Raw genomic sequence first — 12,431 nt, forward strand, 5'->3', positions numbered from 1 at the left:
GACTATAGTAGTTTTATTCATTTTTTTATTTAGTTATTACTGCTCTATGGTAATATTCAGTTAAACTATTTTTATTCTATGCCATAGAATTGGTCTACGACTTAGACTGATGCTAATCCTAATAGGTAATCATCAAGGTTTTTAAGAATCCAGTTAATCTCCTACTTATGGAAGTAGCGGTATACTGTGGTGATATAGTCCTTTTCATAGTAAATGCGAAGGGTAAATGATATTCATCGATAAGACTCATATCTTCTCGCTTACATAATTGGTCCACTTTAAGTTAAAAGCCCTTTACGACTCCTACGGTTTTAAGCTTAGGTTTGTGAGACGCATGGCATATGAAGCCTATTATGAATATTTAAGAGGATTTAGCATTTGTTTTATTCCTTTCTTATCTCTTTACGAGATTATTTATATATTATGACCTAGTCCTCACAACTTATGGGAACTAATTGTGGGTCATATTTTAAAAGTATATTCTTTTTGTAGTGCTTAAGTAGATTCTTAAAGTTCTTACTATACTGGTAAAATTCCATTAACTTATTGGGATTTATTACTGTGACAAGTTTGATTTCTTCTTGGAATAGGCTAATTCTGTTCTTGTTTAAATATTCTAGAAAATTTATACAATATTCAAATTTATTAAGAAATTCCAATAAATCTCTATCAGTATTCATTAACATTTCTATTATCTCTACAGAATTATTGCTAACGAGTATTGCATCACAATGTTCTTTATTTAGACTGAGCTTGTTTTTAGTACTATCATCCAAATTATTAAATATATGTTCAAAGTCTACAAATGTATAAATATCTTTATTTTTAATGTTATACTTACAATTTCCATCAATTATATAACTATTCTTTAGAAATGGCACCCTTTCTCAACCTGGACAAATATATTTCAGAAAACCATTTTAACTCTTTATCAAGTACATCCACAAAGCTAGGTATGCCCTTGGTTATAGTTTCATCGCTTATCTCTTCAACTCTACCGTCATGAAAATAGTAAAACCTAACTATTTTCTTGTTTGCCTCTAGTATATTCTCTACTAATTCATCATTTTTTATTTCAAGAGAGTCTAGGAGTTTTATAATCTCTTCTGAGGTGGGTTTTAAAAAGGATAAAAATGCTAGAGTATAAAGTATTGTTTGGCTATGTGTGGTTATAACGAGTTTATTTGTGGTTGTTAATGCATAAAGGATAAGTCCCATGAGTATTTGAAGCTTCTCGTGAAATTGTGATTCGGGTTCCTCATATAAGACGATTTCTCTTTCTCTTAATGTGAGGAGTAAGCTTATAACTTCCATTATTGATGCAGAGACGAATCTCCAGGGAATAACCTTTTTCTCAGTATAGTATAGTTCTCCGTTTTCACTAAGCTTTACATTACCTGGGATTAATGGCTTTAAAATTCTATATATTTTGTCGCCCTCTCCGAATCGTTTTAAAAGAGAAGAGGACTGAAGTACCCTAAAATAAAAGAATAACAGTTCTATAACATCTAAAAGTGAACCTGCTACCCACGCACTTTTTCTCAAAGCCTCCTCAAATTCGTCAGAAAGTACAAGTAGGTTATTAGTACTCTGGCTTATCCGTGAAATAATGTTAACAACTTCATATGCCACAAGCGACCTATTATAGGGTATGAGTAGTACATTGTTTATACTCTCTCTTTTTGCTCATTTCTTTCTAGAATTCTAATTCTAATTTAGAGTAAATTTTTTTCCTATTTCTTCTACTATACCTTCAGCAATTACATGATATAGATAATCTCTGCAACTTTCTGATACACCTTCAATCGCCGTAAGAATCCGTGCATACCCTTTATTACCTATAATCTCAGCCTCAAAATTTACGCCTATCTCAGCTAATCTTTTTATTACTTTCTCATCGCACTCAGAAGGAGACACTATAGAAGTGAACTTTACGTTACCTTTTATCCCTCTTTCATACACCTTATGAGTTTTTATGAAATCAATAAAAGAAAAAGGCTCAAAAGTGAAGTCTCCTTCTGGAAGAGATTGCCTTATAAGTAAGTCAGAGGGTGTGAAAATAAGCTTTACAGTTTTTTCATCAACGATTTCGTAACTAATATTGAGGAGTCCGTATCCAAGTTTCTTGCTTGATAATAGTTCCCATCCAAAAGTGTTTAATGAATAGTAAATAGCCCTTAAGACCGTGGATTTACCAGAGTTTGGGGGGCCAAAGAAGACAGTTAGATCACCGAGTTCTATTTCACTCTCCTCACTGATAGGACCTAAAGACTTAATCCTAAGCTTCACAAGTAGTTCTCGAACTGAAAAGTTAAATATTTATCATATTAAGTGTGAGCTTTTTATACTGTAATGTTGGGTGTTATCAAAGGTAAGTAGTAATTAAATGTTCTTATAAAGAGCATAAAAGACACCCAATTATAAATCTTTCAGTCATATTTCAAACACAGCAAAGATTATCGCTTGAGCCCCCTAGACCTACATAATGACTAAGGGGAGATTCTTAATTACTTTGGTTCATAAGGCTTATTATCATACTAAACACTCCAATATAAGTAGGTTGAAGGGTAAAAAGGTCTATTTATGGCTCGGATTTTGCAGAGTATTATAATGAACCATTTGATGCTAACTAATGATAAGTAAAGCCTTTCTTGAATAGATAGTATGAATTATGTGGAAGATTAAGGGGTTCTTTGCGATTCATTTTATTTTATATTTTTGGATCAGATAATTGATTGTACATTAACAAAAGGAGTTTATACCACGGACTTAATGGAGATAATGATATATAATCAATTATTTCTTCATAAAATTAATGTTAATTTAATAGAGAAAATTATAACTAGTAAAGGAAACTTGAATCACCCTACGGTATAAATGTTGTAAAATAAAAACAGATTGAGATATTAATAAATAACGTAATTTATGAAAGCTTAATTATTTCTCTTTCTATTTTTATTTTATGGTAAGTTATTATGAGGTTGTAAGAAGTTTTAGCTGGAAGGAGATCGAAAAAACAATAGATATTTCATCACTAGTAGACCATGAGGGGATAGCTGTCATTAGATTTAGTAAAGAAGGAAAAGAGCAAATTACTTTCCAAGAACTTAGGGATAGAGCGTTAAGGCTTGCTTCTTATCTGAAACATGTAGTTGGTGTTAAGAAGGGGGACGTAATATCGGTTTTAGCTTCTAAGAAAATAGAGCAAGTCATAGTCCTCTTAGCCAGTCTCTATATAGGAGCTTTGTATCAACCCTTATTTACAGCCTTTGGACCTAAGGCTATAGAAATTAGGACTAGAGATAAAAAACCTAAAGTGTTATTTTATCAAGATGACCAAAAAGAGAAGGTAAGTGAAGGAGTACCACTTTCAAAGCTTGATGATTTAACATCTTACGGGAGATTAGAAGAGATAGAAAGGCTAAGCTGGAACGATCCAATTATTTTACTTTATACTTCTGGGAGTACTGGTTTGCCTAAAGGAGCATTAATATCTAAGAGGCTTTTACTCAACACATACGTATATATGAAATACGGAATTGGGCTTAGGGAGAATGATATTTTCTGGAATGGTGCTGACCCAGGCTGGGCATACGGTCTCTATTATGGAATTATAGGTCCATTACTTTTCGGCAAGACTGTAATATTCCTAGATGAGCCTTTCGATGCGGAAAGAACAATGGAGTTTCTTGAAGAAAATAAGATAACTAATTTCGCATGGGCACCTACTACATATAGGATTATATCGAGGTCTGTGAAGAGGAAGTATGATCTAAGGCTTGAAAGAGCTAGCTCTGCAGGAGAACCCCTTAATCCAGAGGTGATAAAGTGGTTTAAAGAGAATTATAACGTGATTGTGAAAGATCATTACGGTCAGACTGAAGTAGGGATGGTAGTGTATAATGGTTGGGGTTACGATCATGAGCTAAAGATAGGTAGTATGGGGTTACCGGCACCGGGTTATGAGGTGGATATCATAGAAGAGAATGTAGCTGTAAAGAAGACTTCCCCAGGCTTTCATTTTCTAGGATATTTGAATAATCCAGAGAAAACGCAAGAAGCTTTCAGAGGAGATTGGTATTTAACTGGTGATGTGGCATCTAAAGATCAAGACGGATACTTCTGGTTTATTGGTAGAAAGGATGATGTAACTAAGGTGTCTGGATATAGGATTGGACCTTTTGAAGTAGAGAGTGTACTATTAGAGCATCCAGCTGTCCTTGAGTCTGCAGTAGTTGCTGATGAAGATCCTATTAGGGGGCACGTTCTTCACGCATATATAGTTCTTAAACCCGGATATACTCCAAGCGAAGAGCTAAAAAAGGAGATAATAGAGTTTGTTAAGAGTCGTTACTCTAAGACTGTGCATTTAGAGAGGGTGGATTTCATCGATAAATTACCGAAAACCGAAAGTGGAAAAATACAAAGGTATTTACTTAAGAAAAAGATAAGTTAATTGTTAACCTTATGTTTAGTATAAAAAGTGTGCAAAATAGTAAAAGATGTTTAAGCTCGTATTGTAATTAATATCAATATTATTTTCTAATTTTTTATAAAAAACACTAAAATATAAATTATTTATATCATAAATAACGATTTTTGATTACCCATAGTCATAAGCATTGCTTCTTTAATATCATTAGACATAGGATCTCTAAGTTTCTGAGCTTCGCCTATTGCAATTTGATCAAAGAGATCTGCGAGACTTATATAATTTCTTTCCATTTTATCTCTGTTTGCCAAGAATACTTACCCCTTTTTTAAGTACGTTTTTCCAACTTGTCAATTCTTTTACTTAAAGACCGAGCTATTAGTGCGTAGATATCTCTTCTATTGTAGTTTTCCTTGAGTTTTTCTGCAGTTGAGTAATTTCTTCTTATGCTTTCTGAATATCTTACCTGAAACGCCTTTACTGCTTGTAGAGGTATACTTCATTATAGTAATTTAGGGTATGTTAAATAGCACTAAGAAAGATATTAGTCTTATCGAATATAGATATGAAGGTTAATAAACATGGATACAAGGCTGGATAATTTATATAAAATAGTGAAGGATTTAAATAATGACGTATATGAGTTTTTTGGGTAAAAACTTATATATTGTATGATAAGTAGTTTTTTAAAAAATGAAATTTTCTAGGCTCATTGCAGGCATAACTGGAATAGCGTGGAGTATTTTGCATTTAACAGTCGGATATAATGCTGCAACTATTGCTGCTCATGTAGTTGGTAACGCTTCTTTTATCTTTGCAATTTATTCTGAATATTTCGGATTTAATTCAGCATTATATTTATTTGAAGCTTATGAAATTTTGACCTATAGCAAGAAATTGTTGCCATATTTTTTCTTATTGGATTCGTGGAATACTTTTCTGATAATTTATACTCATTTATTTCCAGCACCTTTTTTAGGAAAAGTTTTGCCAATTATTCCTCAAGTTCCTATAGCTATTGTTTTTGACGTAATTTTACTTGCAACTATCCTCTATTTAATGGTGAGAGAGAAATGATTTCTGAGAGGATTAAAAGTAATAGACTTATTGCAAGATTTCTGAGAAAACCAGAACTATTTATTCCTTTAACTTATCATTTTCATATTTTCGAGAAGAGTGATGAAAATAGATATGTAGTTTTTCTTTACACTAGAGAAGATACTAGAAACGTTAAGGTCGAAGAATATCTTCAGAAATTTCTCTTGATCTATTCAATATCCTCCTCTGATATAACTTATTTACTAGATAATGATAAGGGAATCATTTATAAGATTCATGTTAGTTTATCGTTTAAGGATAGTTATGTAAATATAGGTGTTTTTAGTGAGAAAAAAGGATTGTTTAAGTCACTACCTATTTCTGAGGATCACATTCTATCTCATATTATTGATAATTTAAGGTATTTAAGCGAGGAAGAGTAATAGTATTCTGATTTGTAATATTTGCAAAAAATTAATATTATACCTTAATGAAGACTTATAAAATAAAGTTGAAAAATATTATTAATAATCGAACATTAATGGGTTATTTTTCTATATTATATCAGATATACAAATATATGTGATTATAGAATATAATATATTAATAATCTATGTATTATAGAATTATTGTTAACTAACAAATCAATAATCATGTAAGAAATCAAATATCTTCTTCAAATAGATAAAACAGTCTATTTATTCTATAGCTAACTAAATAAAAACTCTTACAGCCTATTAAAATATGTTTTTCTTATAAACCCTTTATGAGTTTTTATTTTTATGAGACTTATAATTGAAGGTGGCGAACGTGGAGAGAGACAAATGGCTCTTGATGAGACTATGCTTCTGCTTCTTACTAAGGATTTAATACCAGAAACCGTTAGGTTCTGGAATTTTAAACCTACAACTTTAACGCTAGGTAGGTTTTTGGCTGTGAAAGATTGGGTTAATGAGGAAGAATTGAGGCGTTTTAATTTCCCCTTAATAAGACGTTTTACCGGTGGTGGTCCGGCTTTACATGACGAAAATGGTGAAATTACCTGGAGTGTTGCTATCAAGGGTAATGATTTAATGAAGGCTTATCAAACTATTGCTAAAGCGTTAATTAACGCTCTTTCTCACTTTGATTTGAAGGGAGAATTTTCTCCGATAAATGATATTGTTGTTCAGGGTAAGAAGATTGTTGGAATGGCTGGGGCTATTAAGAGGAATTCTATTTTAGTTCATGGTACTTTTATGTATGCTACAAACCCAGAGTTTATGAGGGTCATTAAGTCTCCAAAGGTTAAGGAGGCTGAAAGGGGTGAGGCTAAGTCTAGAGTTACTACTATTTCTTTACTTTTAGGTTATAATATATCAAGGAATGAGGCTTTAGAGGCTTTAATTGAGGGTTTTAAGTCTGTTTTTAATCTTGAGGATGGTGAATTAACTGACATAGAGAAGGAGTTTAGCGAATCATTAAGGTTTAAATATACTAATCCTCAATGGACTTATTTGAGATGATTTGTGAAAAGGTGTTTAGGTCTAGGGCCGGAAAGACTGTTATTCTGAGGGTCTATGATAATAATGTTGAGGTTACTGGTGATTTCTTCACTACTGATGATGATTTGAGATTGATAGAAGATAGTTTAAGTAAAGGTAAGAGGCCCAATGCTTTTATTTTAGGTGTTGATATTGATGAGTTATATGAGAAGTTTTTAGAGTGTGTCAAAAAATGAAAGTTTTACTTTCTTCGGGTACTTACTACTATTTAAAAAGGGGTATAAAGGTTAGTGAGACTGCTTATGCTTTACAATATGGTGGTTGTGAAGGTAAGTGTAAGTTCTGTACGCAATCTGTCTTATCTAATGCTGATAAGACTTATTTATCTAGGGTTAAGTGGTATTTAGTTGATTTTAATGATGAGACTGCTGAAAAACTTTCCATTTTTTCCCGTTTTTGTTTACAAACTGTAATAAAGAAGGGTTTTGTTGATGAGGTTATTGATATTCTTAAGCTTACTAGAAATAAGCATAAATCTGTTACCATAACTCCCATAGAGGGAAGCTATTTGTATAAATTTAAGGAGTTAAATGTTGACTATTTAGGCATTGGTTTGGATACTGTTAAGAGGCTTTGGGATTATGTTGGTAAGCCTTATACTTTTGATGAGTATATGAAATTTATAAAGGAAGCTGTTAGAGTCTTTGGAAGGGGTCATGTTTACGCTCATTTAATAGTTGGTCTTGGTGAGACTGATGATGAATTAATTAGTTTAATGAAAGAGTTAAAAGATATTGGTGCTGAGGTTGCTTTGTTTGCTTTTACCCCGGTTAAGGGCACTCCTTTTGAGAATTTAGAGAGACCTTCTCTTGAAAGGTATAGGTACATTCAAAGAATGAGATACATGATATTTGAGGGAAAGAATTCTAAGCTTGCATACTTAACATCTGGTTGTCCATCTTGTGACAGACCTTATTATAATGAAGATCCTAGAGATAAGTTGTATAATATTCCTTTGAGGGATTTCCGTTGGTATATGGGTTCGTAATTTTGAGAAAATTTTCTGTTATAAGCATCTCTGGTGGTTCTTGTTCTTTAAGTTGTACATATTGTAATTCAACATATATAAAGAGTATGGAGCCTGCTATTTCTGAAGAAGAATTTTACAAAATCTTAAAGAAGAAGTATGAAAGAGGAGTTAAGGGGTTTTTAATTAGTGGTGGTTTTGATCCCCAAGGGAGGTTACTGAATCTTAAGAGAATATTACCGGTTATGAAAAGGGTTAAAAGAGAGTTCGAAGATGTGATTTTTAATATTCATCCTGGGTTAGTAGAAAGGGAATTAATAGAGGAAATGTCTGATGTTGTCGATATTGTAGATTACGAGTTTGCTTACTCACTAAGAGCTTTTGAAAATAAGGGGATAAAGAGGAATAGGGAGGATTATATTAAAGTTTTGGAAGATTTTATAACTAGGGGTCCTAAATATATTGTTCCCCATATAATTTTAGGTTTTCCTAATGATGATATTGAGGAGAGTATTAAAATTGCTTCTTCTATGAAACCTTATCTTGTTAATTTCTTAGTCCTCATACCTACTAAAGGTACTCCCTCGGAGAATTTTGGTATCCCTCAGATTTCTGATATTATTAAATATGTTGAGCTTGGTAATAGGTTAATGAATGGAAAGGTTAGTATTGGCTGTATGAGACCTTATAGGATTAAGGATGAGTTAGATAAGATAGTAGTAGAAAGAGGTCTTGTTGAGAGAATTTCTAATCCTTCCAGGAAATTATGGGGTTATTTAGATATGTATGATGCTTGCTGTAGTTTACCTTTAGAGTATTTAAATAAATTTAAACTTTAATTTTTTAAACTCCGAACACATGTTCGATTATATATGATCTATATAATTGGTTCAGGTATTGCTGGTTTATCTGCTGGTGTTGCGTTAAGAAGGGCTGGAAAGAAAGTTACTTTAATAAGTAAAAGAATTGATGGTGGTTCTACTCCCATAGCTAAGGGTGGTGTTGCAGCTTCTGTTGGAAGCGATGATAGTCCAGAGCTACATGCTCAAGACACTATTAAGGTTGGTGATGGACTGTGCGATGTAAAGACTGTTAATTATGTTACATCTGAGGCTAAGAATGTTATAGAGACTTTTGAGAGTTGGGGTTTTGAGTTTGAGGAGGATTTAAGGTTAGAAGGAGGTCATACAAAGAGGAGAGTTTTGCATAGGACTGATGAGACGGGAAGAGAGATATTCAACTTTTTATTGAAGCTTGCTAGGGAGGAAGGAATTCCCATAATTGAGGATAGACTTGTTGAGATAAGGGTTAAAGACGGGAAGGTTACTGGTTTTGTTACGGAAAAGAGGGGTTTGGTTGAGGATGTTGATAAGCTTGTTTTAGCTACTGGTGGTTATTCTTATCTTTATGAATACTCTTCTACTCAATCTACTAATATTGGGGATGGTATGGCTATTGCTTTTAAGGCTGGGGCTATGCTTGCTGATATGGAGTTTGTACAATTTCATCCTACTGTTACAAGTTTAGATGGAGAAGTTTTCTTACTAACAGAAACTTTAAGGGGTGAGGGAGCACAAATCATTAATGAGAACGGAGAAAGGTTTTTATTCAATTATGATAAGAGAGGAGAATTAGCACCTAGGGATATTCTTTCTAGAGCTATTTATATTGAAATGTTAAAGGGACATAGGGTTTTTATTGATTTGAGTAAAATTGAGGATTTTGAAAGAAAGTTCCCTGTTGTTGCTAAGTATTTAGCTAGGCATGGTCATAATTACAAAGTTAAGATTCCTATATTTCCTGCAGCCCATTTTGTTGATGGAGGTATTAGGGTTAATATTAGAGGAGAAAGCAATATTGTGAATCTTTATGCTATTGGCGAGGTTAGTGATTCTGGTTTACATGGTGCTAATAGGTTAGCTAGTAATTCTCTTTTAGAAGGTTTGGTTTTTGGCATTAATTTGCCAAGATATGTTGATAATAGTTGGGAGGGAATATCTACTGATGACGGTATTGTTCATTCTGTTAGGATATCTGGTAATAAGACTCTATCTCTTAAAGAGATAAGGAGGATTAATTGGGAAAATGTTGGTATAATAAGGAATGAGGAGAAATTGGTTAAGGCTATAAATACTTATTCTGGTTCTACGCAAAATGAGGCTATTATATCTTATTTGACCGCATTAGCTGCTGAAATAAGAAAGGAGAGTAGGGGTAATCATTTTAGGGAGGATTATCCTTATAAGGATCCTAATTGGGAAAAAAGGATTTATTTTAAGTTAGTTGTTTAGTAGCCTCATTGTCCTTTCAAATGCTTCTTTTGCTCTTTCTGCTATGTCTTTAGGTACTTTCACTTCATAAATTTCTTCTTCTAGTGATCTTTTTATTTTTTCTAATGTTATCATAGCCATATAAGGACATCTTGCACATGCACAAGCTTCAGTAGTGACTAATGGGTAGAATGTTTTTTCTGGTACTTGCAACTTTAATGCGTTTATCATCCCTAACTCTGTAGCTACTATGAATTCTTTATAGGGACTTTCTTTAGCAAATTTTATCATTTGATTTGTTGAGCCTACAAAGTCTGATGCTTCTAATATTTCTAATGGACTTTCTGGATGTGCCATAAGTATTGCGTTAGGATATTTCTTTCTTGCTAATTCAACTAGTTGTCTTGTGTAATTGGCATGGACTATACATCTTCCATTTGGTGGCACTTTTATTAATTTCTTCCCAGTTTTTCTCTCAACGTAATTTGCTAAGTTTGCATCTGGACCGAATATTATTGCGTCTGCGTCTAAACTTTTCACTACTTTTATAGCAGTTGAAGAAGTTACAATATAATCTGCTAATGCTTTTGTGTAAATACTAGTGTTAATATACAATACTACTGGAGCATTAGGATACATTTCTTTATATTTTCTTAAAGTATCTACATCTAAGGAATCCGATAAAGAGCAACCGGCATTAGGATCTGGGGATAATACTTTTTTATCTGGATTTAATGCTGCTGCTTGTTCTGCCATAAAGTATACTCCAGCGAATACTATAATGTCTGCATTTGTTTTCATTGCTTTTACTGCTAAATCATAAGAATCTCCAGTGAAATCTGATACTAATTGTACTCCATACTCCATATAATTATGACCTAAAATTATCGCGTTTTTACTTCTCTTTAAATTCTTTATTTCTTTTATTAACTCCACTGCGTCTGGCATATATCCCCGAACATGTGTTCTGTGCATTTTAAGTTTTTAAATATTACTATCGAATATTTGTTTTTATGATTTATATACATCAAGAGAGAAGTCTAATGACCTTGAACTATGGGTTATATAACCACTTGAAATAATGTCAACCCCCGTTTTTGCATATTCAATTACATTATCTGGATTTATTCCACCAGAAGCTTCTACTATTACTTTCCCTTTTAATTCATTTACTACTGGTATTATTTCTTCTGGTTTCATATTATCTAAAAGTATAGCATCTGCACCAGCTTGATATGCTTCTAATGCATCTTTTAAACTTGATACTTCAACCTCAATTTTTTTAGTAAAACTTGTTATTTCTTTAGCTCTCCTTATAGCTTCTTTTACACTTCCGATTAGAGCAATGTGATTATCTTTTATTAACACTGCATCGGAAAGATTAAATCTGTGAGGATCTCCTCCACCTACTTCAATTGCGTATTTTTCAAATACTCTTAAACCTGGAGTTGTTTTCCTGGTCCCAGCTATTCTAACATTAGGGTTTACACTCTTAGCCAGTCTTGTCATCAAGTGGGTTACTGTAGATATACCAGATAATTTGCCTAATAGATTCAGTACTAATCTCTCTACTCCTAAGATTGTTTCTGCGTCTCCTTCTATCTCTAATACTATATCTTTTTTCTTTATTTGTGTTCCATCTTTCATATAATTTTCTATCTTTATTCCTAAATATTCTAAGAAAGGAATAATGAACTTTTGACCGGCTAATATTCCCTCATCTTTAGATATTATTATGGCTTTACATTTTATCCCAGAAACTATTTTACTTGTCACGTCTTCTGGGTATGTGTCTTCTTCAAGTAATGATAAGAGTTTGTTTATCATTATTTGTTTTATCATTTACGAAAAGTGAGTTATAGTGAAAATAAAAATTAGTCTTTAAAACATGTCGGTCAATCAAAGCAAAAATAAACTTTATATCTTATTTCATAATATTTTTATTTGCCGCTGTAGCTCAGCCTGGTTAGAGCGCCGGCCTTGTAAGGGTAAAGGGCAGGACAGCCGGCGGTCCGGGGTTCAAATCCCCGCAGCGGCTTTTTTCTCCCTTAAGTATCTTATTAAAGCTTCTCTTATTATTTCACTTCTGGTAATCCTATTGTTTAATGCATAGAGGTCTAGTTGTTGTAACAAATCCTCCTCTATTTTGAATGTAACTACTCTCATTTCTCATCAAGTAA

General features: G+C 32.8%; 16 protein-coding genes and 1 tRNA gene. 9 read left to right on the forward strand and 8 right to left on the reverse strand.

Features of this window, described 5'->3' with window-relative positions:
* Positions 1-118 precede the first annotated feature (118 nt).
* The 4 genes from D1869_RS15690 to D1869_RS06895 all read right to left on the reverse strand — a co-directional run bounded on the left by D1869_RS15690 (position 119) and on the right by D1869_RS06895 (position 2,289).
* The gene (locus D1869_RS15690) at positions 119-250 is read right to left on the reverse strand and encodes a hypothetical protein (protein ID WP_260311026.1); all 132 of its coding nucleotides are present in this window, start codon (positions 248-250) and stop codon (positions 119-121) included.
* Between the two features lie 178 nt (positions 251-428).
* Positions 429-881 (reverse strand): hypothetical protein, encoded by a 453-nt coding sequence (locus D1869_RS06885; RefSeq protein ID WP_156014485.1) that lies wholly within the window; start codon positions 879-881, stop codon positions 429-431.
* Positions 862-1,632, reverse strand: coding sequence for an OLD family protein (locus D1869_RS06890; RefSeq protein ID WP_156014486.1), 771 nt, complete (start codon positions 1,630-1,632; stop codon positions 862-864). The genes D1869_RS06885 and D1869_RS06890 overlap by 20 nt, the downstream gene beginning before the upstream one ends.
* A gap of 78 nt (positions 1,633-1,710) precedes the next feature.
* Positions 1,711-2,289: an AAA family ATPase gene (locus tag D1869_RS06895; protein WP_184650932.1), complete on the reverse strand. Its 579-nt coding sequence runs from the start codon at positions 2,287-2,289 to the stop codon at positions 1,711-1,713.
* Positions 2,290-2,962: 673 nt separating this feature from the next.
* Between D1869_RS06895 and D1869_RS06900 the strand changes: the two genes are divergently transcribed.
* Complete coding sequence (locus D1869_RS06900) at positions 2,963-4,456, forward strand: acetate--CoA ligase (RefSeq protein ID WP_156014488.1); 1,494 nt, start codon at positions 2,963-2,965, stop codon at positions 4,454-4,456.
* Positions 4,457-4,578: 122 nt separating this feature from the next.
* Here the strand turns inward: D1869_RS06900 and D1869_RS06905 are convergent, their stop codons facing one another.
* Positions 4,579-4,743 (reverse strand): hypothetical protein, encoded by a 165-nt coding sequence (locus tag D1869_RS06905; protein WP_156014489.1) that lies wholly within the window; start codon positions 4,741-4,743, stop codon positions 4,579-4,581.
* Positions 4,744-5,125: 382 nt separating this feature from the next.
* Here D1869_RS06905 and D1869_RS06910 point away from each other — a divergent pair, with 382 nt between their 5' ends.
* The 7 genes from D1869_RS06910 to D1869_RS06940 all read left to right on the forward strand — a co-directional run bounded on the left by D1869_RS06910 (position 5,126) and on the right by D1869_RS06940 (position 10,272).
* Entirely contained in the window at positions 5,126-5,509 is a 384-nt protein-coding gene (locus D1869_RS06910; RefSeq protein ID WP_156014490.1) for a hypothetical protein, read from the forward strand.
* Positions 5,506-5,913, forward strand: a complete 408-nt coding sequence (locus tag D1869_RS06915; RefSeq protein ID WP_156014491.1) for a hypothetical protein — start codon at positions 5,506-5,508, stop codon at positions 5,911-5,913. The genes D1869_RS06910 and D1869_RS06915 overlap by 4 nt, the downstream gene beginning before the upstream one ends.
* A 339-nt stretch (positions 5,914-6,252) precedes the next feature.
* The gene (locus D1869_RS06920; protein ID WP_156014492.1) at positions 6,253-6,975 is read left to right on the forward strand and encodes a lipoate--protein ligase family protein; all 723 of its coding nucleotides are present in this window, start codon (positions 6,253-6,255) and stop codon (positions 6,973-6,975) included.
* Positions 6,972-7,190, forward strand: a complete 219-nt coding sequence (locus D1869_RS06925; protein ID WP_052846501.1) for a hypothetical protein — start codon at positions 6,972-6,974, stop codon at positions 7,188-7,190. Before D1869_RS06920 ends, D1869_RS06925 begins: the two co-directional genes overlap by 4 nt.
* Entirely contained in the window at positions 7,187-8,002 is an 816-nt protein-coding gene (locus D1869_RS06930) for a radical SAM protein (RefSeq protein WP_184650931.1), read from the forward strand. The genes D1869_RS06925 and D1869_RS06930 overlap by 4 nt, the downstream gene beginning before the upstream one ends.
* Before the next feature lie 2 nt (positions 8,003-8,004).
* Positions 8,005-8,820, forward strand: a complete 816-nt coding sequence (locus D1869_RS06935; RefSeq protein WP_231113777.1) for a LipS1 family lipoyl synthase — start codon at positions 8,005-8,007, stop codon at positions 8,818-8,820.
* Between the two features lie 33 nt (positions 8,821-8,853).
* Positions 8,854-10,272, forward strand: coding sequence for an L-aspartate oxidase (locus D1869_RS06940; RefSeq protein WP_156014494.1), 1,419 nt, complete (start codon positions 8,854-8,856; stop codon positions 10,270-10,272).
* Here the strand turns inward: D1869_RS06940 and nadA are convergent.
* Both nadA and nadC read right to left on the reverse strand, forming a co-directional pair.
* A complete protein-coding gene (gene nadA / locus D1869_RS06945) occupies positions 10,261-11,199 on the reverse strand; it encodes a quinolinate synthase NadA (RefSeq protein ID WP_156014495.1) in 939 nt (312 codons plus the stop codon). The two genes, D1869_RS06940 and nadA, sit on opposite strands and share 12 nt — an antisense overlap.
* 63 nt (positions 11,200-11,262) lie before the next feature.
* Positions 11,263-12,093 (reverse strand): carboxylating nicotinate-nucleotide diphosphorylase, encoded by an 831-nt coding sequence (gene nadC / locus D1869_RS06950; protein ID WP_156014496.1) that lies wholly within the window; start codon positions 12,091-12,093, stop codon positions 11,263-11,265.
* 104 nt (positions 12,094-12,197) lie between these two features.
* Between nadC and D1869_RS06955 the strand changes: the two genes are divergently transcribed.
* A tRNA-Thr gene (locus D1869_RS06955) sits at positions 12,198-12,289 on the forward strand.
* Here the strand turns inward: D1869_RS06955 and D1869_RS06960 are convergent.
* Complete coding sequence (locus D1869_RS06960) at positions 12,271-12,417, reverse strand: aCcr1 family cell cycle regulator (protein ID WP_156015932.1); 147 nt, start codon at positions 12,415-12,417, stop codon at positions 12,271-12,273. The genes D1869_RS06955 and D1869_RS06960 overlap by 19 nt on opposite strands.
* Positions 12,418-12,431: the final 14 nt, after the last annotated feature.

The sequence above is a fragment of the Sulfurisphaera ohwakuensis genome (assembly GCF_009729055.1).
GTDB classification, from domain to species: domain Archaea; phylum Thermoproteota; class Thermoprotei_A; order Sulfolobales; family Sulfolobaceae; genus Sulfurisphaera; species Sulfurisphaera ohwakuensis.